Below are 19,674 nucleotides of genomic sequence, written 5' to 3' on the forward strand. Positions count from 1 at the left end.
GTGGCCGAGTCGTTACCGAAGCGGTACGTGCGGCGACGGCTGCGGCCCGAGGACGAAACGAGCCAGCAACCTGGCGCCGACACCGATCGCCCGCTCGTCGACGACCAGGTCACCCTGGTGGATGTCGTAGCGGCGCCCGCCGGGGGTCGCCGTGCCGAGGCGAGCCATCGCACCCGGCACCTTCGTCAGGTACCACGCGAAGTCCTCGCCGCCGAGCGACTGCTCGGTCAGGACCACGCCGTCGTCGCCCAGGACGGCGGCGCCGGCCTCCTCGAGCCGCGCCGTCACCTCGGCGTCGTTGTCGACCGGCGGCACGCCGCGGACGTGGTGCACGCTCACGTCGACGTCGTAGGGGGCCACGACCTGCTCGACGGCGTCGTGCAGGACCTGACCCGCCTTCTCCCACGCACGCACGTCCAGGCAGCGCAGGGTGCCCCTGGCGACGCCCGACATCGGGATGGCGTTGTGCGCGTGCCCCGCCTCGACGGCGCCCCACGTGAGGTTCACCCCCGAGCGCGGGTCCAGCCGCCGGCCCAGCACGGCGGGCACCTGGGTGATCACCTGGCCGAGCGCGTAGACCACGTCACCGGTCAGGTGTGGGCGCGACGTGTGCCCGCCTCCCGAGGAGAGGGTCACGGTGACGAGGTCGGACGCCGAGGTGATGGGGCCGATGCGCGTGCCGACGCGCCCGACGTCGAGCTTCGGCTCGGCGTGCACCGCCGCGATCCGCTCGACGCCGTCGAGCACGCCCTGGGCGATGACGTCGTGCGCACCGCCCGGCATGGTCTCCTCGGCGGGCTGGAAGATCAGGCGCGCGCCGACCTCGAGGAGGCCCTCGGCGTCCAGGCGGGCCAGCGCGAGCCCCGCGCCGAGCACCACGGCGGCGTGCACGTCGTGGCCGCACGCGTGGGCGACGCCCGGCACCGTGGAGGCGAAGTCGCAGCCGCACAGGTCGTCCAGCGGCAGCGCGTCGATGTCGGCGCGCAGGGCCACCCGGCCGCGGCCCGGGACGTCGGGGCCGACGTCGCACACGAGCCCCGTGCCCTCGAGCAGCCGGGGACGCAGACCAGCCGCCCGCAGTCGGTCGGCGAGCACCGCCGTGGTCCGGACCTCCTCGCGCGCGATCTCCGGGTGGGCGTGCAGGTCGCGCCGCACCGCGACCAGCTCGTCCTCCAGGCCGGCGACGACCGCGTCGAGCCGGGCGGCGGCCGCTCGGCCGGGTGCGCCGCTCACAGCAGGTCCTCACGGCCGTGGTCGCGCACGGCGTCCACCATCCGCCGCACCTGCTGGGCGCGCGCGCGAGTCGTGACCAGAAGGGCGTCCGGGGTGTCGACGACGACGACGTCGTCGATCCCGAGCAGCGTCACCGTGCGCCCGCCGGCCGGGACGACCACCGACCCCGCGCTCTGCACACGCACGACGTCCGCGCTGTCGCCGAGCACCTTGGAGCCCGCGTCGTCGTCCGCCGGCAGCAGGGCCGCGAGCGAGTTGAAGTCCCCGACGTCGTCCCAGCCGAACGACCCCGGCACCATCGCGACCCCACCGGCCGCCGCCACCGGCTCCGCGACGGCGTGGTCGATGGCGATCTTCTCCAGGCCCGGCCACACCTCGGCCAGCACCTCGTCCCGTCGCGAGGTGTCCCAGACCTCCGCGACACGGCGCAGGCCGTCGTGCAGCGCAGGCCGCTGCTCCGCCAGGTGGCCGAGCAGCACCCCGGTGCTCGCGACGAAGATCCCCGCGTTCCAGCGGTACTCCCCCGACGTCAGGTACTCGCGCGCCGTGCCCGCGTCGGGCTTCTCGGTGAAGCCCCGCACGTGGACGGCGCTCGGTGCGCCATCGACCCCGAGCGGCGCCCCGCCGCGGACGTACCCGAAGGCCGTCGACGGGCGCGACGCGGCGATGCCGATCGTGGTCACGTACCCGGCGCGGGCCGCCTCCACCGCCTCGCGCACCGACCGCTCGAACTCCGGGCGGCCCGTGACCATCTGGTCGGCGGCGAAGGAGCCGAGGACGACGTCGCCGACGCGGTGCTCCAGCACGGCGGCGGCGAGCCCGATCGCGGCCATCGAGTCCCGCGGGGACGGCTCGGGCAGCACCTGGTCGGCGCCCAGGCCGGGGAGCTGCTCGCGGACGGCGTCGACGTGCCGCCGGCCGGTGACCACGACGATGCCGTCCTCGCCGGTGAGCGGGGCCAGCCGGTCGGCCGTCCCCTGCAGCAGCGTGCGCCCCGAACCCGTGAGATCGTGCAGGAACTTCGGGTGGTCGGCGCGCGAGACGGGCCACAGCCGGGTGCCGGAACCTCCCGCCGGGACGACGGCGTGGAATCCGGGGATGGCAGAGGAGGGCATGTCCGCAGCATAGTGACGCGCTCCCGCCGACCGACACGAAGCCTGTGGAATGTGTCACAGAAACCGCACAGAGACGCCGTTTTCGGACACTCCGTGACCCGTTCGCGACCCGGTGTCACTACAGTGTCTTCACGTAACCCGCCCGCATCCGCCAATGGAGGCTCCCCCCGTGCCGACTGCTCCCGCTGGCACGCTCTACCGCGGCCGAGAAGGCATGTGGTCCTGGGTCGCGCACCGCGTGACCGGCGTGCTCATCTTCTTCTTCCTGCTCGTGCACGTGCTGGACACGGCACTCGTGCGGGTCTCCCCCGAGGCGTACAACGCCGTCATCGGCACGTACCAGACGCCGATCATGGGGCTGGGCGAGGCCGGCCTGGTGGCCGCCATCGTCTTCCACGCCTTCAACGGCATCCGCGTGGCGCTGGTCGATTTCTGGGCCAAGGGCCCCCGGTACCAGCGGGTCATGCTGTGGGTCGTCCTCGGTCTCTGCGTGGTCACGATGGCCGGCTTCCTGCCCCGCCACCTGATGAACGTCTTCGGAGGCCACTGATGAGCACCCAGACCTCGATCCCGACGCCCCGGTCCCCCTACGCGCGGCGCAAGACCACCCGCGGCAACTACGAGCTGTACTCGTGGGTCTTCATGCGGGCCTCTGGCGTGCTGCTGGTCGTCCTCGTCTTCGGCCACCTGTTCGTCAACCTCATGGTCGGCGACGGCGTCAAGGCGATCGACTTCGCCTTCGTGGGCGGCAAGTGGGCCAGCCCGTTCTGGCAGATGTGGGACCTGGCCATGCTGTGGCTCGCCCTGATCCACGGCACCAACGGTGTGCGCACCATCATCAACGACTACGCCGAGCGGGACGTCACGCGCGGGATCCTCAAGAGCCTGCTCCTGGTGTCCTTCACGTTCACCGTCGTGCTCGGCACGCTCGTGATCTTCACGTTCGACCCGTGCCCGGCGGACGCCCCGGCCGAGCTGCTCGCGTCGTTCTGCTCGGCCTGAGCCCAGGCATCCCCCCAGCCCGCTGATCCACCACTCGCCGCAGGAGGCATCGGAACCGATGCAGACCCACCAGTACGACGTCGTCATCGTCGGCGCAGGCGGCGCCGGCATGCGCGCGGCGCTCGAGGCCTCGAAGGGGGCCCGCACCGCGGTCATCTCCAAGCTGTACCCGACGCGCTCCCACACCGGCGCCGCACAGGGCGGCATGTGCGCCGCCCTGGCGAACGTCGAGGAGGACAACTGGGAGTGGCACACCTTCGACACCATCAAAGGCGGCGACTACCTCGTCGACCAGGACGCCGCCGAGATCATGGCCAAGGAGGCCATCGACGCGGTGCTCGACCTGGAGCGGATGGGGCTGCCCTTCAACCGCACGCCCGAGGGGCGGATCGACCAGCGCCGGTTCGGCGGGCACACCCGCAACCACGGCGAGGCCGCGGTGCGCCGCGCCTGCTACGCCGCGGACCGCACCGGGCACATGATCCTCCAGACGCTGTACCAGAACTGCGTGAAGCAGGACGTCGAGTTCTTCAACGAGTTCTACGTGCTGGACCTGCTCACCGACCACGACCTGACGAGCGAGCAGATCGAGGACGGCGCCGAGGTCAACGCGACCGGCGTGGTCGCCTACGACCTGGCCTCCGGCGAGATCCACGTCTTCCAGGCGAAGGCGATCATCTTCGCGACCGGTGGGGCGGGCAAGATCTTCAAGACCACGTCGAACGCCCACACCCTCACCGGTGACGGCATGGCCCTGGCCTACCGCCGCGGGCTGCCGCTGGAGGACATGGAGTTCTTCCAGTTCCACCCCACAGGCCTCGCGGGGCTCGGCATCCTCCTGTCCGAGGCGGCTCGCGGTGAGGGCGGCATCCTGCGCAACGCCGACGGCGAGCGCTTCATGGAGCGCTACGCCCCCACCATCAAGGACCTCGCACCGCGTGACATCGTCGCCCGGTCGATGGCCAACGAGGTGCGCGAAGGGCGTGGCGCCGGGCCGAACAAGGACTACGTGCTCCTCGACCTGACCCACCTGGAGCCGGCGCACATCGACGCCAAGCTGCCGGACATCACCGAGTTCGCGCGGACGTACCTCGGCATCGAGCCGTACACGGAGCCCGTCCCGGTCTACCCGACGGCGCACTACGCCATGGGCGGGGTGCCCACGAACATCAAGGGCGAGGTGCTGCGCGACGGCCACAACGTCGTCAAGGGCCTCTACGCCGCCGGCGAGGTCGCCTGCGTCTCGGTCCACGGGTCGAACCGCCTGGGCACCAACTCGTTGCTCGACATCAACGTCTTCGGCAAGCGCTCCGGCCGGTCCGCGGCGGCGTACGCCCAGACGGTCGAGCAGCACCTGCCGGTCCCCGAGGCCCCCACCGCCCGTGTCGAGGCGCAGCTCGCCGAGATGCGGGACCGCCCGGAGGGCGAACGGGTCGCCGAGGTGCGCCAGGCGCTGCAGGAGACCATGGACGCGAACGCCCAGGTGTTCCGCACCCGGGAGTCGCTGGAGCAGGCCGCCGCCGACATCCGTGACCTGCAGAAGCGGTACCGCAACGTGTCCGTGCAGGACAAGGGCACGCTGTTCAACACGGACCTCCTCGAGGCGATCGAGCTGGGCTTCCTGCTGGACATCGCCGAGGTGACGGTCGTGGCGGCGCTCAACCGCCGCGAGTCGCGCGGCGGCCACTACCGCGAGGACTTCCCGGACCGCGACGACACGAACTACATGTTGCACACGATGGCGTACCGCCGTCCGACGTCGGCCCCCGACGCCGCCGACGGGCACGTCGAGGGCTACTTCGACCACGTCGAGGACTTCGGGGACTACAAGGTGGTCCTCGGGTCCAAGCCCGTGACCCAGACGCGCTACGAGCCGATGGAGCGGAAGTACTGATGACTGCTGTTCTTGAAGACACTGCCAGCACCGCTCCGGAAGGCCAGTCCGGTGCCGTGGTCTCCTTCGACGTCACCCTGAGGATCCGTCGGTTCAACCCGGAGGTCTCGGCGGAGGCGTACTGGGAGGAGCACACGGTCACCGCCCACGGCACCGACCGGGTCCTGGACGCGCTGCACAAGATCAAGTGGGAGCTGGACGGCTCGCTGACGTTCCGGCGCTCCTGCGCCCACGGCGTCTGCGGTTCGGACGCTGTGCGGATCAACGGCCGCAACCGGCTCGCGTGCAAGACGCTGCTCAAGGACGTCAACCCGGACAAGCCGATCACGGTCGAACCCATCAAGGGTCTGCCCGTGATCAAGGACCTCGTGGTCGACATGGAGCCGTTCTTCGCCTCCTACCGCGAGATCATGCCGTTCCTCATCACCTCCGGGAACGAGCCGAGCCGCGAGAACATCCAGTCCCAGGCCGACCGCGAGCGGTTCGACGACACCACCAAGTGCATCCTGTGCGCCGCGTGCACGTCCTCGTGCCCGGTGTTCTGGACCGACGGGCAGTACTTCGGCCCGGCGGCGATCGTCAACGCGCACCGGTTCATCTTCGACTCCCGCGACGAGGGCGCCACCCAGCGCCTGGAGATCCTCAACGACAAGGAGGGCGTGTGGCGCTGCCGCACGACCTTCAACTGCACCGAGGCGTGCCCGCGCGGCATCGAGGTCACCAAGGCGATCCAGGAGGTCAAGCGGGCGATGATCACCCGCGCCTTCTGAATCTTTCGTCCGCTCGGCACGCCCGGTGTCGAGACGATGTGCACGGTCGCGTTCACGGGCGCTGCGCGCCCTCCACTTCGGGGATGACGACCGTGCACATCGTCTCGACACCGGGCTTCGTCGTCCGCCCCGGCGAAGGCGCCAGGTAGCGCACGACCGCGCGAGGTAGCGCACGACGCCGCCAGGTAGCGGCCCTCAGTAGTCGTAGAGTCCACGGCGGACGCCGCGGACGACGGCGCTGTAGGGGCGCCCGCTCCCGCGGCCCCGGTGCACCTGCCGTTCGATCTCGGCCTCCCGCTGCATCGCGGCGACCGCCTGCTCTGCCCGCTCGATCTCGTCCAGCCGCGGAGGGTCGTACACCCACGCGCACACCAGCAACAGGACGCGGGCGACGAAGTTGACGAGCACCAGCACCGCGGCGAGCGTCACGAACGACGCCAGGATGGCGTTCCGCGACGCGGTGGCGGACACCAATGACGTCCCGACCAGGCGCAGAGCGCTCGTGGCCAGGCCCGCGACGAGACATCCCAGGACGAGGTCCCTCGTGCGGCGCGGGCGCACCTGCGCGACGATGCGGACGATCAGGTAGACCAGCACCGCGTCCAGCACAAGACTCACGGCATAGGAGCCCAGGCTGAGCGTCCAGCCCAGCACGATCGAGTCACCGAACCAGCGGGTGATCTGCCCCCTGACCGTCTGGGAGACGATGCTCGCCGCGGCGGTGGTCACCAGCATGACGCCGAGGAGCAGGAACCCGACGAGCTGCCACACCTTGGACAGGACGAAGTTCACCCCGACCACCGGGGCGTCGAACATCGAGCGCACCGAGTGCCGGAGCGCACCCATCACGCTGATCGCCGTCCACAGGAAGACCACCGCGGCGACGGCCGTGGTCCAGCTCCACGCCGAGTCCAGCACGAGCGACGCGGGATCGACGAGGCCGGGATCGTCCGGGTCGCTCGGGTCCTCCTTGAGCAGCCCCGGCACCCACGCGTCGATCTCCTTGAAGACCTGGTCCTTCAGCTCCGGACGGCTCCCGAGGGTGGCCGAGAAGACGCTGACCCCGATCGTGAGGGCCGCACCCAGGGAGAACAGGGCCGAGTAGGCGATCCCGCCGCAGAGCAGGTTCCCGCGGCGGGCCAGGTACCACTTGACGGCACGGACGGAACGCAGGTCGAACGCCCACTGGACGATCCCGACCACCAGGTCACGGAGGCGGGCGAGTCTGTCGGGCACGCCCCGACCCTACCGAGCCGTCCCGCGGTCGGCAGGTCGGTCAGGCAGGTCGGTCAGGCAGGGTCGGTCAGGAGTGGCCGGCGGCCGGGCTCCCACGGAGGGTGAACGACCGCTGCGGCCGCCACACGCCGTCGTCGCCGTGCTCGTACATCCACACCGAGGTCACGTCGAAGAGCGCCTCGAAGTCGCTCATGTCCCGGAACGCGCGGTCCAGCGCCTCGTCCGGCACCTCGTGGGCGACCGTGACGTGCGGGTGGTAGTTGAAGCGCAGCTCCTGGGCGAGCACACCGGAGCGCGCCTGCTCCTCCAGGAGCTCGCACTCGGCGATGCCCTCGGCGAGCGCCACGAACACGACCGGTGAGATCGGCCGGAAGGTCGCCGTGCCCCGCAGGTGGATCCGGAACGGAGGCGTCTCGGCGGCGATCTTCTCGAGGTGCTCCCCCACGGCCGGCAGCAGCGAGGAGTCGACCACCGTCGGACCGACCACGGTGATGTGTGGCGGGATCGCCTCGGCGAGGGGGTCGCCGACGTCTGCTCGGGCTCCCTGCAGGCGGGCGGCGTACGGGTCGGGCACCGCGATGGCGATGCCGATCCGCACCTGGTCGGGACCGCGGGGAGGGAGGTTCACCGGGCGCCTCGCGGCAGCAGGCCGAAGCGGTCGAAGTACCGGTCGCGGACCCCACCGGCGATCTCGCGGGCCCGGGCCGCGCCGTCGTCGAGCACCATGTCGAGCTGCGCCGGGTCGGCCAGGTAGGTGTTCGCGCGCTCCTGGAACGGCTCGAGGAAGGCGACGACGGCGTCCGCCAGGTCGACCTTGAGGTAGCCGTAGCCGCGACCGTCGTACTCGGCCGCGATGTCGTCGAGCGTCCGTCCGGTGACGGCGGAGAAGATCGTCAGCAGGTTGGAGATGCCCGGCTTCTTCTCCCGGTCGAAGAACACGGCGTAGGAGTCGTCCGCGTCGGTCACCGCGGACTTGATCGCCTTGGCGGCCTTCTTCGGGTCCTCCAGCAGCCAGATGACGCCCTTGCCGCCGGCGTTGGACTTCGACATCTTGGCGGCCGGGTTCTGCAGGTCCTGGATCTTCGCCGTGGCGGTGACGATGTACGGGTCCGGCACGACGGCGGTCCCGGCGCCGAACCGTCCGTTGAGCCGCTCGGCGAGGTCGCGCGTCAGCTCGAGGTGCTGACGCTGGTCCTCCCCGACCGGGACGAGGTTGGCGTCGTAGACGAGGATGTCGGCCGCCATGAGCACCGGATAGGTGAACAGGCCCACCGTCGTGCCCTCGGTGCCCTGCTTGGCGGACTTGTCCTTGAACTGCGTCATCCGGCTCGCCTCGCCGAACCCGGTCTGGCAGCTCAGCAGCCAGGCGAGCTCGGTGTGCTCCGGCACGTGCGACTGCACGAAGAGCGTCGAGCGCTCCGGGTCGACGCCACCCGCGAGGTACTGGGCGGCCGTGGCACGCGTGCGCTCACGCAGCGCGACCGGGTCGGGGTTGACCGTCAGGGCGTGCAGGTCCACGACGCAGTACAGCGCGTCGTGGTCGTCCTGCAGCGCGACCCACTGGGTCAGGGCACCGAGGTAGTTGCCCAGGTGCAGGGAGGTGTCGGTCGGCTGCATGCCGGACAGGATGCGGGGCCGGGGCGTCGTCGGCGCGCCCGGGGTGACGTCGGACATGGGGCTCATTCTGGCAGGAGGGACGGGCGGTCCGGAAACCGCCCGTGCTGTCGATGGCGACGGTGTCACGTCGCCTCGTCGTCGAAGGGAACAGGTCGCGCCGGCGACGCGTCGGCCGCTGCCGGGGCGGCTGTCGGGGCCGCTGCGTCGGCGTAGCCCGCGGTGCGCCGCGTCGTCCGCGGAGCCGGCTCGTCGTCGAGCAGGGCCTCCTTGACGATGCGTCGTGGGTCGTACTGGCGCGGGTCGAGCTTCTGCCAGTCGACGTCCCTGAGCTCGTCGCCGAACTCGTGGTCCATGCGCTCCTTGGCGCTGCGCAGGGCCACCTTGCCCTGGCGCACCAGAGCCGCGAGCTGCCCGGCGTAGTGCGGCAGCCGCTCGGGCCCGATGAGCACGAGCGCGAGCACCACGATGACGATCAGCTCGCCACCGTTGATCCCGACGAAGTTCACGGCCGACAGCCTAGCCCGCGACGGACGTCGTCCGACACCGGGTCACTCGCTGGACCGTTCCTGGAGCACGACCCGCACGTCACGCTCGTCCTCCCCGGTGCGGACGGTCAGGTTGACGGCGTCGCCCGGCTGCGCGGCACGGATCGCGACGATCAGCTCGTCGCTCTGCGACACCGGCCGGCCGTCGATCGCCAGGATGACGTCGCCCGCACGGATGCCGGCCAGGTCGGCGGGGCCGCCGTCCGTCACCGGGGCGTTGCCGTCCTGGGGCTCCTCGGCGACCTTGACCCCCTCGCCGGTGTAGCTCGTGTCGAGCAGCACGCCGATGACCGGGTACGTCGCCTCGCCCGACGCGATGAGCTGCTCGGCCGTGGTGCGCACCTGGTTGGCGGGGATCGCGAACCCGAGGCCGATGCTGCCCGTGGCCTGCATAGCGCCCGGGGGCTGCGCGATGGCCGAGTTGATGCCGATCACCTCGCCGGCGGCGTTGACCAGCGGCCCGCCGGAGTTGCCGGGGTTGATGGCGGCGTCCGTCTGGATCGCGTCGATGAACGCGGTCGTCGCCTGGTCACCGGCCTGGACGGGACGGTGCAGCGCGCTGACGATCCCGCTCGTGACCGTCGAGTCGAGCCCGAGCGGCGCCCCGACGGCGAGCACCTCGTCGCCGACCACCACGTCGTCGGAGTCGCCCAGCACGAGCGGCGTGAGGTCCTCGACGTCGATCCGCACGACGGCCAGGTCGTAGTCGGAGGTCCGGCCCACGACCTCCGCCTCGTGCTCGCTGCCGTCGGACAGGACGACGACGACGTCACCACCGCGCGCCCCGCCGGCCACGACGTGGTCGTTCGTGACGATGTAGCCGTCGGACCGCAGCACGAAGCCGGAACCGCTCGACGCGCTCCCGTCGCCACCGGTCACCTCGAACGACACCACGGAGGGGAGCACCTCGGCCGCCGTCGCCGCCACCGTGCCCTCCGCGCGCGCGAACCCGGAGGTATCGGTCTCGCCCGTGGCGGCGGGGAGCTGCGCGACGGGCGAGTCGTCCGACGTCGCGTCCGCGACCCGGTCGCCGGCGAACCCGCCGACGAGACCGACCAGCAGGGCGAGCACGAGGATGCCGGCGACGCGGCCGCCACCCAGACGCGCCCGGGCGGCCGCCGGAGGGGCCTGCCGCTCCCCGTCCGCGGACGACGGCGGAGCCGAGGGCGACGGCAGGGGCACGGCACCGGGCGCAGCGCCGGGCGATGTCGGAGACGCCGGAAGGTACGGTCCGGGCACCGCGGGCGACGGTGCGGGGGGCGCCGCGGGCGACGGTGCGCCGTACGGCGCACCAGCCGGTGGCGCCGGAGCGGGCGCCGGAGCAGGATCTGGTCGCCGGGCCGGCGGGTCGGGCGTGGCGAAGAGGTCCGAGGGGTCCTGGTGCGTCATGGGCGGGTGAGTGCTCCTGTCACGGTGGACCAGCCACGGGTGATCCGCGGCAGGACCCCCGCATCGTAGTCGGCGTCGGGGAAGGCGGACACGACGTCGACCAGCACGTCCTGGGGGGCGTCAGTGGTCGCCTCGACCACCGTGTCACCCGCCTGCCAGGCGACGTGCCAGGGGTCACGCATGAGCACGTGCACGCCGTCGCGGCCCGGGACGTCCAGCTCGCTCGCGCCCCCGCCGAGGTCTCCGAGCTGCCCGGGACGTTCGCGCACGACCACGGTGCCCTCGGGGCCCGTCAGCTCGATCTCGACGACCTCGCCGTCGGTCCGCACGCTGGTGAGCTGGTACCCGTCCGGCAGCGCCCCCGGGGAGACGTAGTCGTCGGGCACGACGTCGCTCGACACGCTCGCCGCGATCTCGTCCGTCCCGGCGAGCATGCTGAGCGCCGCGGCACGCGACGTCTCGGGGGCCACGACGGGCGCCTGGCCGAGCACGAACAGCGCGCAGCCCAGCACGCCGACACCCCCGACCCCCGCCGCGGCGATCCGGCGACGACGGCGGCGGCGGGCCGACCCGGCGATGTCGCCGGTGAGGGTGGTCCGCCAGGCCTCCGGCGTCTGCCAGGTGGTGTCACGGTCCGGCGCGCGCAGCGGGTCCTGCTCCGCCGACGGGATGGACGCGGACAGCGCGAGCAGACGTTCGGTAAGCTCCGCCGTCGGCGTCACGTCGCAGGCCTGGGAGAGCCGACGGCGGGACGCCCGCGCCGCCTCGAGCTCGGCCGCGCACAGCCGGCACGCGGCGACGTGGCAGAGGGCGCGGTCGGTCTCGGCCGGCCCCAGCTGACCGTCCGCGAGCGCGCTCACCAGGTCTCCGAGGTGGCCGCTCATCGCACCACCTCGGCGCGGCGGTGCTCCAGCGCGTCCCGCAGCTGGGCGCGTGCCCGGTGGATCCGCGACCGGACGGTGCCGATCTTGATGCCCAGCGTGACCGCGATCTCCTCGTAGCTGAGACCCTCGATGTCGCACAGGACGACGGCGGCACGGTACTCGGGACGCAGCGCGTCGAGCGCCGCCTGGACGTCGTGGTCGAGGTGGGCGTGCTCGTACCCGCGCTCCGGGCGGGCGCGGTCGTCGGTCGCCTCGACCCGGGAGGCGTCCTCCCCCATTGCCTCGAACCGGATGCGCTTCTTGCGCCGGACCTGGTCCAGGAAGAGGTTGGTGGTGATGCGGTGCAGCCAGCCCTCGAACGTGCCGGGCGTGTAGCTCGACAGCGACCGGAAGACCCGCAGGAACGTCTCCTGGGTCAGGTCCTCCGCGTCCTGCTTGTCGCCCGTGAGACGGTAGGCGAGGCGGTACACGCGTGCCGAGTGCTCGCGCACGATCTGGTCCCACGTCGGGGGGACCCACTCCGCGGCGGACGGTGCGGAAGGGTCGGTGCGGGCGGTGCTCTCGGTCATCAAGGCCATCGTCCCATGCGAACGTGTGAGCACCCTGGGTGGTTCCCACGTACGATCGGGCGCAGCAATTCGAGGGGGCCGCCATCACCACCGGGGTCGGTGCCCAGGACGACCCGACGGCCGCCTGGGCCTTCAGCGAGACGTACCTCACCGAGGACGTGACGCTCCTGCGCGCCCGGGAACGGGCCGCGGAGCTGGGCTGCCCCGCCGTCTCCCCCGGCACCGGCGCCCTGCTGCAGGTGGTGGCCGCGGCCCTGCGTGCCCGTGCCGTCGTCGAGATCGGGACCGGCAGCGGCGTCGCCTCGCTGTGGCTGCTGCGCGGGATGGCCCCGGACGGGGTGCTCACGACGATCGACCCCGAGTCGGAGCACCAGCGCGCCGCGAAGCTGGCCTACGCTGAGGAGGGGGTCCCCGCGCACCGCACCCGCACGATCGTGCGGCCCCCGCTGGACGTGCTGCCCCGCCTGACGGACGGCGCCTACGACCTGGTGCTGGTGACCATCGACCCCCAGGCCTACGCGGAGTACGTGGAGGCCGCGGTACGGCTCCTGCGTCCCGGCGGGGTGCTCGTCGTCGTGGACGCGCTCCCGGCGGGTCGCGTCACCGACGGGGACCGGCACGACGACGGGACCACGCTCGTGCGCCGCCTCGCCTACGCCGTGCGCGAGGACGACCGTCTCACCACCGCGATGGTGCCGGTGGGTGCCGGGACGCTGCTAGCCGTGCGCCGGTAGCGGCCGGTAGCGCTCGGCCCGCCGAGCGGTGCCGGTCGCGCGGCCCGGCACGCACGACGGGTGCGGAGCAGGAATCCCGCTCCGCACCCGTGAGATCGTGCGCCTTCAGCCCAGGTGGACTCAGCCGGTGACGGCCTGGAGGGCCTCGCCCAGCTCGCCGGCCTCGGTCGCGTTCAGCTCGACGACCAGGCGACCGCCGCCCTCCAACGGGACCCGCATGACGATGCCGCGTCCCTCCTTGGTGACCTCGAGCGGTCCGTCGCCCGTCCGCGGCTTCATCGCAGCCATGTGTGGCTCTCCATTTCCGTTGTCCGGTTCACTAGCCCCAACCACCCCAGCCCTCGCCCGTCGCCCCCGGCGACGGATCGACGCCACCGGCACGGCCGCGCAGGTTGAGGCGTGTCTCACCATTCTACTGCGGGCGTGGTGCGGTCCCGTCACGCCATTCCGCGCGTTGCCGCGCGCGGCGGCGCCTCGTCGCGCACGGCGGCCACCATGTCGAGCGCCTGCCGGGTCGCGGCCACGTCGTGGGTCCGGAACACGCGCGCCCCGTGCCACGCCGCGAGCGCCGTCGCGGCGAGCGTGCCGGGCAGCCGGTCGTCGGGGGCGAGCCCGAGGGTCTCGCCGACGAAGTCCTTGCGGCTCAGCGCCATGAGGACCGGGTGGCCGAGCCGGGCGAGCTCCTCCGTGCGGCGCAGCAGGTGCAGCGAGTGCCAGGTGTTCTTGCCGAAGTCGTGCGTCGGGTCGACCAGCACCGACGACGGCGGCACGCCGCACGCGACGGCTCGCGCAGCGGCGCGGCGCAACGTCCGCACGACGTCGTCCGTGACGCCGTCGCGCGGGTCGCGCGCCCCGGAGCCGTCCGCAGGATCACCGGGGTCGTCCGTCGCCGTCGGGTACGCCACGCGCCACGGGTCGGTGCGCGGCACCGCACCCCCGGTGTGGGAGCAGACCACGCCGACCTCGGCGCGGCCCGCGACCTCCACGAGCTCCGGGTCGTGGCCGGCCCACGTGTCGTTGAGCAGATCGGCACCGGCCTCGACGGCCGCGCGGGCGACGTCCGCGCGCCAGGTGTCCACGCTGATCAGCAGGTCCGGCAGCTCCGCACGCACCCGGGCCACGAACGGCACGACCCGGTCGATCTCCTCCGCGACGCCGACCTCGGGGCCGACGCCGGCACGCACGCCACCGACGTCGAGCACGGCCGCCCCGTCCTCCTGGGCGCGGTGCGCGGCGGCGAGCGCGGCGTCGTCGTCGGCGTACCGGGCGGGCGCGTAGAACGAGTCGGTGGTGCGGTTGACGATGGCCATGACCACCGGGCGCACGGCGCCGTCGGCGTCACGCCCGACCTCCCGGCCGCGGAGCACCAACGGCGCCCCGGCGGGCGGGATCACGCGCGGAACTCGGCGGCGAGCGCCCGGCCCCGCTCGACGACGTACGCCACCGCGTCGTCCGCGGAGTCGGTCAGGTGCAGCAGCTCGAGGTCGGTGGGGCTGACCATCCCGCGTTCGACGACGGCGGTCCGCACCCACTCGAGCAGCCCGCTCCAGTACTCGGTCCCGACGAGGACCAGGGGGAAGCCGGTGACCTTGTGCGTCTGGACGAGAGTGATCGCCTCGAAGAGCTCGTCGAACGTCCCGAACCCGCCGGGCAGCACGATGAACCCCTGGGCGTACTTGACGAACATCGTCTTGCGGGCGAAGAAGTACCGGAAGCTCACGCCGCGGTTGACGTACTCGTTCATGCCCTGCTCGAACGGCAGCTCGATACCCAGCCCGATCGACGTGCCGCCGGCGTCCGAGGCGCCCTTGTTGGCGGCCTCCATGATGCCGGGTCCGCCACCGGTGATCACCGCGTAGCCCGCGTCGACCAGCCGGCGGCCCACCTCCACGGCGAGGTCGTAGTCCGGGTGGTCGCTGCGCGTGCGGGCGGAGCCGAAGACGGAGACGGCGGGACCGACCTCGGCCAGGGCACCGAACCCCTCGACGAACTCGGCCTGGATGCGCATGACCCGCCACGGGTCCGAGTGCACCCAGTCGCTCCCGTCACCGGGCGCCAGCAGCCGCTGGTCGGTGGTCGTGTCGGGGATCTCGGTGCCGCGCAGCAGGACGGGTCCCTTGCGGTAGCCCCGCCCAGTCTGCTGGACGCCCTCGTCGGTACGCTCGCTCATGGGGCAGACACTACGCACCACGCAGCCAGGTGCGCAGCGCGTCGCGGCAGACGGTGAGCTCTCGCACCGGGACCCGCTCGTCGTCGGCGTGGGCGAGCGAGGGGTCACCGGGCGCGAAGTTCACCGCCGGGATGCCCAGCTCGGCGAACCGGGCGACGTCGGTCCACCCGAACTTGGGCTTCGGCACCCCGCCGGTGAGCGCCAGCACGGCGGCGGCGAACTCGGCGGCGAGCGGGTCATCGAGCCCCGGGCGCGCGGCCGGCGAGGCGTCCGTGACCGTCACGTCGTACCCGTCGAACAGCTCCCGGACGTGGGACTCCGCCTCGGCGAGGTCCCGCGACGGCGCGAAGCGGTAGTTGACGGACACGGTGCAGGAGTCCGGCACGACGTTGCCCGCGATGCCGCCCCGGATCCCGACGGCGTTCATGCCCTCACGGTAGACGAGCCCGTCGACCTCGACCTCGGCCGCCTCGTACGCGGCCAGGCGCTCCAGCACCGGCGCCGCGGCATGGATCGCGTTCTCGCCGCGCCAGGATCGCGCCGAGTGGGCTGCGACCCCGCGGGTGCGCACGTCCACCCGGATCGTGCCCTGGCAACCTCCCTCGATGTCGGCGGACGTCGGTTCGCCCAGGACGGCGAAGTCCCCGGCGAGCAGCTCGGGGCGGTTCCGCGCCAGCCGGCCCAGCCCGCTCTTGGACTCCTCGACCTCCTCGTGGTCGTAGAAGACGTACGTCAGGTCCACGACCGGCTCGGTGCTCTGCTCGTGGCCCTGCCGTCCCAGCTCGACGGCGAGCGCCAGCATGACGGCGATGCCCGCCTTCATGTCCACGGTGCCGCGCCCCCACAGGACGCGATCGTCGCCCGTGCCCTCCAGCCGCGTCGGCAGGTTGGGCGGGTCGGTGAGCGGGACGGTGTCGAGGTGCCCCGCCAGCACGACCCGGCGGTCCCGACCGAGCAGGGTCCGCGCGACGACGGCGTCGCCGTCGCGCGTGACCTCCAGGTGCGGCTGCTCGCGCAGGAGTGCCTCGACGGCGTCCGCCAGCGCCCCCTCGTCACCCGAGACGGACTCGATGTCGCACACCGCGGCCAGCACGTCGACGAGGTCGGACGTGGAAACCGTCGCGGGGTCGAACAGGCCGGGAGCGAAGCGGTTCTGCTGGCTGGTCACCCGTTCATCCTGCCACCTCGCGCCGATAGGCTGGTGCCATGACGACGCCCACCACCTCCTCCCGTCCTGCATGGGGCCTCGGCCTGGCGACCGTGGCCGACGACGGCACGACGCTCGACGTCTGGTACCCCGCGCCGCGGGTCGGGCAGGCGCCCGACGACGTCGACGTCCCCGTCGAGCTCTCCGCCCTCTCCCAGCGCGACGACGCCCGGCGCGTGGACGTGTCCGTGGTCCGGACCGAGATCGACCTCGACGCCGCGCCGGCGGACGCCGCGGACGCCTACCTGCGCCTGCACCTGCTGTCGCACCGTCTCGTGACGCCGCACGGCCTGAGCCTCGACGGGCTCTTCGGCAAGCTCGCCAACGTCGTGTGGACGTCCCACGGCCCGTGCAGCGTCGAGGGCTTCGAGCTGACACGGCTCCGCCTGCGCGCCTCGACGGACCGGCCGCTGACGGTGTACGGCATCGACAAGTTCCCCCGCATGGTCGACTACGTCGTCCCGACGGGCGTCCGCGTCGCCGACGCCGACCGTGTACGGCTCGGCGCGCACCTCGCCGAGGGCACCACCGTCATGCACGAGGGCTTCGTGAACTTCAACGCGGGCACGCTCGGCGCCTCGATGATCGAGGGCCGGGTCTCGGCCGGGGTCGTGGTCGGTGACGGTTCCGACGTCGGCGGCGGCGCCTCGATCATGGGCACCCTGTCCGGCGGCGGCAAGGAGATCATCTCGATCGGCGAACGGTGCCTGCTCGGGGCGAACGCCGGGCTCGGCATCGCGCTCGGCGACGACTGCGTCGTCGAGGCAGGTCTGTACGTCACGGCCGGCACCAAGGTCACCGTGCTCGACGACATGGGCGACGAGGGCGAGCCGCGCGTGGTCAAGGCCGTCGAGCTGTCCGGCCGCAGCAACCTGCTGTTCCGCCGCAACTCGCGCACGGGCGCGGTCGAGGTGCTGTCCCGCGCCGCGGGCGTGGAGCTCAACGCCGCTCTGCACGCCAACTGATGGGCCGGCGACGGCGCTCCGCCGCCGGTGCGGCGGGCGCCGTCGCCGCCGTCGTGGCGGTCGGGGTGCTCGCCACGGGCGGCGTGGTCTGGTACCTCTCGGAACAAGAGCCTGCGCTGTCGCGGCAGCGGTGCGCCGCCACACTCGACGGCACGTCGTGGTACCTGACGCCGGTCCAGGCGCAGAACACGGCCCTCGTCGTCGGCACGTCGATCCAGCGCGACCTGCCGGCGCGGGCCGGCACGATCGGGGTGGCGACCGCGCTGCAGGAGTCCAGCCTGGTCAACATCGACTACGGCGACCGCGACTCGTTGGGCCTGTTCCAGCAGCGACCGTCCCAGGGATGGGGCAGCCCGGCCGAGATCATGGACCCCGTGTACTCCACGAACACGTTCTACGCAGGGCTCGAGGACGTCGAGGGCTGGGAGCAGCTGGAGGTCACCGTGGCCGCGCAGGCCGTCCAGCGCTCGGCGTTCCCGGACGCCTACGCCCAGCACGAGACGCTCGCCCGGGCGTGGACGTCCTCCCTGACCGGCCACTCCCCCGGGTCCGTGACCTGCGAGCTGTTCGCGGTCACCGAGGACGAGCCCGTCGCCCTCGCCGAGCGTCTCGCGCGCGACCTGGGCGTGCCGTCCTCCGCCCTGACCGACGACGGGCCGACCGGCGCAGGGCAGGCGACGACCGTCGACGCGACGGTCCTGCGCTACGAGGACACCGAGCGGTCGGTCTGGGCGGTGGCCCACTGGGCGGTGGCGACGGCGAGCCGCACCGACGTCGTCGAGGTCCGTGCCGGGGACCTGGTCTGGACCCGCGAGGCGGCGGCCTGGACACCGCTCGACGGCGGTGCCGACGACGCACCGGCGGCCGGCACGGTGCAGGTCACGGTGGGCGCACCGGCCCCGTGAGGTAGCGCTCCGCCGGGTGTCGGGCCCCGCGCCCGGTCGCGTTCACGGGCGCTGCGCGCCCTCCACTTCGGGGTTGACGACCGGGCGCGGGGCCCGACACCCGGCTTCGATCCTGCGGCGTGCGCTACGTCAGCGGTTCTCGAACGAGACGTAGTCGCGCGCCGTCGGCCCCGTGTAGATCTGGCGGGGGCGACCGATCTTCGTCTGCGGGTCCTTGGACATCTCGCGCCACTGGGCGATCCAGCCGGGCATGCGGCCCAGCGTGAACAGCGGCGTGAACATCGCCGGGGAGAAGCCCATGGCCTGGTAGATGAGCCCGGTGTAGAAGTCGACGTTCGGGTAGAGCTTGCGCTCGACGAAGTAGTCGTCGCTCAGCGCGATCTCCTCGAGGCCACGGGCGATGTCCAGCAGCTCGTCCTTCGCGCCCAGCTCGTCGAGCACCGCGTCGGCGTGCTTCTTGACGATGGCGGCCCGCGGGTCGTAGCTCTTGTAGACGCGGTGGCCGAAGCCCATCAGCCGGACGCCGTCCTCCTTGTTCTTGACCTTCTTCATGAAGGTCTCGACGGAGTCGTCGCCGGAGCGGATCTTCTCGAGCATGAGCAGCACGGCCTCGTTGGCCCCGCCGTGCGACGGCCCGGACAGCGCGTTGATCCCCGCCGACACCGAGGCGTACAGCGTCGCGTTCGACGAGCCCACGATCCGGACCGTCGACGTGGAGCAGTTCTGCTCATGGTCGGCGTGCAGGATGAGCAGCTTGTCCATCGCCGAGACGACCGTCGGGTTCGCCTCCCACTCCTCGTAGGGGCGTGCGAACGTCATGCGCAGGAAGTCGTCGACGTAGCCGCGCGCCGCGTCCGGGTAGAGCAGCGGCTCGTCGCGCATCGAACGGTGCACGTACGAGGTGATCGTGCGGATCTTGGCGAGGATGAGCACGGTGGCCAGCTCGACCGCCTCGTCGTCGTGCGGGTCCAGCGACTCGGGGTAGTACGTGGCGAGCGCGTTGACGGCCGAGGCCATGATCGCCATCGGGTGCCCGCCCCGCGGGAAGGTGCCGAGGAAGGTGCGGAACGCCTCCGGCACGAGGGTGTGCCGGTTGATGCGGTCGGTGAACGCCTCGAGCTGCTCGGCCGAGGGCAGCTCGCCGTGGATGAGCAGGTAGGACACCTCGAGGAACGACGAGCTGTCCGCGAGCTGCTCGATCGGGTACCCGCGGTAGCGCAGGATGCCCTGGTCGCCGTCGATGTACGTGATCGTCGACTCGCAGGACGCGGTGTTCGTGAAGCCGGGGTCGACCGTGACCATCCCCGTCTCCTTGAGCAGGGACGAGACGACGATGCCGTCGTTCCCCTCGGTGGCCGGCACCACGGGCAGGGTACGCGCCTGGCCGTCGACGGTGAGCTCGACCGTGGGGGTCTGCTGGGTGGACGTCATGTCTTCCT

The 19,674-nt window shown here is 72.3% G+C and carries 21 protein-coding genes; 7 read left to right on the top strand and 14 right to left on the bottom strand.

The window, feature by feature from the left end:
* Positions 1-12: 12 nt before the first annotated feature.
* Complete coding sequence (locus tag AC3RJ8_RS12185; protein WP_489712878.1) at positions 13-1,233, bottom strand: amidohydrolase; 1,221 nt, start codon at positions 1,231-1,233, stop codon at positions 13-15.
* Complete coding sequence (locus AC3RJ8_RS12190; protein ID WP_489712879.1) at positions 1,230-2,348, bottom strand: mannose-1-phosphate guanylyltransferase; 1,119 nt, start codon at positions 2,346-2,348, stop codon at positions 1,230-1,232. The genes AC3RJ8_RS12185 and AC3RJ8_RS12190 overlap by 4 nt, the downstream gene beginning before the upstream one ends.
* A 154-nt stretch (positions 2,349-2,502) precedes the next feature.
* Between AC3RJ8_RS12190 and sdhC the strand changes: the two genes are divergently transcribed.
* From sdhC to AC3RJ8_RS12210, 4 genes are read left to right on the top strand one after another with little or no spacing between them, the layout of a single operon-like run.
* On the top strand, positions 2,503-2,898 hold the full coding sequence (gene sdhC, locus AC3RJ8_RS12195) for a succinate dehydrogenase, cytochrome b556 subunit (RefSeq protein WP_407318598.1): 396 nt from the start codon (positions 2,503-2,505) through the stop codon (positions 2,896-2,898).
* A complete protein-coding gene (locus AC3RJ8_RS12200) occupies positions 2,898-3,350 on the top strand; it encodes a succinate dehydrogenase hydrophobic membrane anchor subunit (RefSeq protein ID WP_489712880.1) in 453 nt (150 codons plus the stop codon). The genes sdhC and AC3RJ8_RS12200 overlap by 1 nt, the downstream gene beginning before the upstream one ends.
* A 58-nt stretch (positions 3,351-3,408) precedes the next feature.
* Positions 3,409-5,244: a succinate dehydrogenase flavoprotein subunit gene (gene sdhA, locus AC3RJ8_RS12205; protein WP_489712881.1), complete on the top strand. Its 1,836-nt coding sequence runs from the start codon at positions 3,409-3,411 to the stop codon at positions 5,242-5,244.
* Positions 5,244-6,014, top strand: coding sequence for a succinate dehydrogenase iron-sulfur subunit (locus tag AC3RJ8_RS12210; RefSeq protein ID WP_489712882.1), 771 nt, complete (start codon positions 5,244-5,246; stop codon positions 6,012-6,014). The genes sdhA and AC3RJ8_RS12210 overlap by 1 nt, the downstream gene beginning before the upstream one ends.
* Positions 6,015-6,209: 195 nt before the next feature.
* Here the strand turns inward: AC3RJ8_RS12210 and AC3RJ8_RS12215 are convergent, their stop codons facing one another.
* From AC3RJ8_RS12215 to sigE, 7 genes are all read right to left on the bottom strand, one after another.
* The gene (locus AC3RJ8_RS12215) at positions 6,210-7,250 is read right to left on the bottom strand and encodes a YihY/virulence factor BrkB family protein (RefSeq protein WP_489712883.1); all 1,041 of its coding nucleotides are present in this window, start codon (positions 7,248-7,250) and stop codon (positions 6,210-6,212) included.
* A gap of 67 nt (positions 7,251-7,317) precedes the next feature.
* Positions 7,318-7,878, bottom strand: coding sequence for a 2'-5' RNA ligase family protein (locus AC3RJ8_RS12220; protein ID WP_489712884.1), 561 nt, complete (start codon positions 7,876-7,878; stop codon positions 7,318-7,320).
* Positions 7,875-8,924, bottom strand: coding sequence for a tryptophan--tRNA ligase (gene trpS, locus AC3RJ8_RS12225; RefSeq protein ID WP_489712885.1), 1,050 nt, complete (start codon positions 8,922-8,924; stop codon positions 7,875-7,877). Before trpS ends, AC3RJ8_RS12220 begins: the two co-directional genes overlap by 4 nt.
* A 65-nt stretch (positions 8,925-8,989) precedes the next feature.
* Entirely contained in the window at positions 8,990-9,373 is a 384-nt protein-coding gene (locus AC3RJ8_RS12230) for a twin-arginine translocase TatA/TatE family subunit (RefSeq protein ID WP_489712886.1), read from the bottom strand.
* A gap of 42 nt (positions 9,374-9,415) precedes the next feature.
* Complete coding sequence (locus AC3RJ8_RS12235; RefSeq protein ID WP_489712887.1) at positions 9,416-10,594, bottom strand: S1C family serine protease; 1,179 nt, start codon at positions 10,592-10,594, stop codon at positions 9,416-9,418.
* Positions 10,595-10,797: 203 nt separating this feature from the next.
* Positions 10,798-11,685 (bottom strand): anti-sigma factor family protein, encoded by an 888-nt coding sequence (locus tag AC3RJ8_RS12240; protein ID WP_489712888.1) that lies wholly within the window; start codon positions 11,683-11,685, stop codon positions 10,798-10,800.
* Positions 11,682-12,254 (bottom strand): RNA polymerase sigma factor SigE, encoded by a 573-nt coding sequence (gene sigE, locus AC3RJ8_RS12245; protein WP_489712889.1) that lies wholly within the window; start codon positions 12,252-12,254, stop codon positions 11,682-11,684. Before sigE ends, AC3RJ8_RS12240 begins: the two co-directional genes overlap by 4 nt.
* 83 nt (positions 12,255-12,337) lie before the next feature.
* Between sigE and AC3RJ8_RS12250 the strand changes: the two genes are divergently transcribed.
* Entirely contained in the window at positions 12,338-12,988 is a 651-nt protein-coding gene (locus tag AC3RJ8_RS12250; RefSeq protein ID WP_489715631.1) for an O-methyltransferase, read from the top strand.
* 120 nt (positions 12,989-13,108) lie between these two features.
* Here AC3RJ8_RS12250 and AC3RJ8_RS12255 read toward each other — a convergent pair whose 3' ends face one another.
* From AC3RJ8_RS12255 to dapE, 4 genes are all read right to left on the bottom strand, one after another.
* Complete coding sequence (locus AC3RJ8_RS12255) at positions 13,109-13,276, bottom strand: DUF3117 domain-containing protein (RefSeq protein ID WP_106266794.1); 168 nt, start codon at positions 13,274-13,276, stop codon at positions 13,109-13,111.
* A 149-nt stretch (positions 13,277-13,425) separates the two neighbouring features.
* Positions 13,426-14,379 (bottom strand): dihydropteroate synthase, encoded by a 954-nt coding sequence (gene folP / locus AC3RJ8_RS12260; RefSeq protein WP_489715632.1) that lies wholly within the window; start codon positions 14,377-14,379, stop codon positions 13,426-13,428.
* A complete protein-coding gene (locus AC3RJ8_RS12265; RefSeq protein WP_489712890.1) occupies positions 14,379-15,158 on the bottom strand; it encodes an LOG family protein in 780 nt (259 codons plus the stop codon). The genes folP and AC3RJ8_RS12265 overlap by 1 nt, the downstream gene beginning before the upstream one ends.
* 10 nt (positions 15,159-15,168) lie before the next feature.
* A complete protein-coding gene (gene dapE / locus AC3RJ8_RS12270; protein ID WP_489715633.1) occupies positions 15,169-16,293 on the bottom strand; it encodes a succinyl-diaminopimelate desuccinylase in 1,125 nt (374 codons plus the stop codon).
* 71 nt (positions 16,294-16,364) lie between these two features.
* On the opposite strand from dapE, the gene dapD reads away from it, so the two are divergent.
* Positions 16,365-17,330, top strand: coding sequence for a 2,3,4,5-tetrahydropyridine-2,6-dicarboxylate N-succinyltransferase (dapD, locus tag AC3RJ8_RS12275; protein WP_489712891.1), 966 nt, complete (start codon positions 16,365-16,367; stop codon positions 17,328-17,330).
* Positions 17,330-18,235, top strand: coding sequence for a hypothetical protein (locus AC3RJ8_RS12280; RefSeq protein ID WP_489712892.1), 906 nt, complete (start codon positions 17,330-17,332; stop codon positions 18,233-18,235). The genes dapD and AC3RJ8_RS12280 overlap by 1 nt, the downstream gene beginning before the upstream one ends.
* Positions 18,236-18,364: 129 nt before the next feature.
* On the opposite strand, the gene AC3RJ8_RS12285 is transcribed toward AC3RJ8_RS12280, so the two are convergent.
* Entirely contained in the window at positions 18,365-19,666 is a 1,302-nt protein-coding gene (locus AC3RJ8_RS12285) for a citrate synthase (protein WP_489712893.1), read from the bottom strand.
* Positions 19,667-19,674: the final 8 nt, after the last annotated feature.

It is taken from the genome of Isoptericola sp. MSGPD8_1_ISO-PGPR-S23-394 (genome assembly GCF_058072785.1).

Excerpts from the sequence above, each read along its gene's own strand:
- AC3RJ8_RS12240 (WP_489712888.1), bottom strand. The coding sequence starts at position 11,685 with ATGAGCGGCCACCTCGGAGACCTGGTGAGCGCGCTCGCGGACGGTCAG.
- sdhC (WP_407318598.1), top strand. The coding sequence starts at position 2,503 with ATGGAGGCTCCCCCCGTGCCGACTGCTCCCGCTGGCACGCTCTACCGC.
- AC3RJ8_RS12280 (WP_489712892.1), top strand. The coding sequence starts at position 17,330 with ATGGGCCGGCGACGGCGCTCCGCCGCCGGTGCGGCGGGCGCCGTCGCC.
- sdhA (WP_489712881.1), top strand. The coding sequence starts at position 3,409 with ATGCAGACCCACCAGTACGACGTCGTCATCGTCGGCGCAGGCGGCGCC.
- AC3RJ8_RS12265 (WP_489712890.1), bottom strand. The coding sequence starts at position 15,158 with ATGAGCGAGCGTACCGACGAGGGCGTCCAGCAGACTGGGCGGGGCTAC.
- AC3RJ8_RS12210 (WP_489712882.1), top strand. The coding sequence starts at position 5,244 with ATGACTGCTGTTCTTGAAGACACTGCCAGCACCGCTCCGGAAGGCCAG.
- AC3RJ8_RS12190 (WP_489712879.1), bottom strand. The coding sequence starts at position 2,348 with ATGCCCTCCTCTGCCATCCCCGGATTCCACGCCGTCGTCCCGGCGGGA.
- AC3RJ8_RS12285 (WP_489712893.1), bottom strand. The coding sequence starts at position 19,666 with ATGACGTCCACCCAGCAGACCCCCACGGTCGAGCTCACCGTCGACGGC.
- sigE (WP_489712889.1), bottom strand. The coding sequence starts at position 12,254 with ATGACCGAGAGCACCGCCCGCACCGACCCTTCCGCACCGTCCGCCGCG.
- trpS (WP_489712885.1), bottom strand. The coding sequence starts at position 8,924 with ATGTCCGACGTCACCCCGGGCGCGCCGACGACGCCCCGGCCCCGCATC.
- AC3RJ8_RS12255 (WP_106266794.1), bottom strand. The coding sequence starts at position 13,276 with ATGGCTGCGATGAAGCCGCGGACGGGCGACGGACCGCTCGAGGTCACC.
- AC3RJ8_RS12200 (WP_489712880.1), top strand. The coding sequence starts at position 2,898 with ATGAGCACCCAGACCTCGATCCCGACGCCCCGGTCCCCCTACGCGCGG.
- dapD (WP_489712891.1), top strand. The coding sequence starts at position 16,365 with ATGACGACGCCCACCACCTCCTCCCGTCCTGCATGGGGCCTCGGCCTG.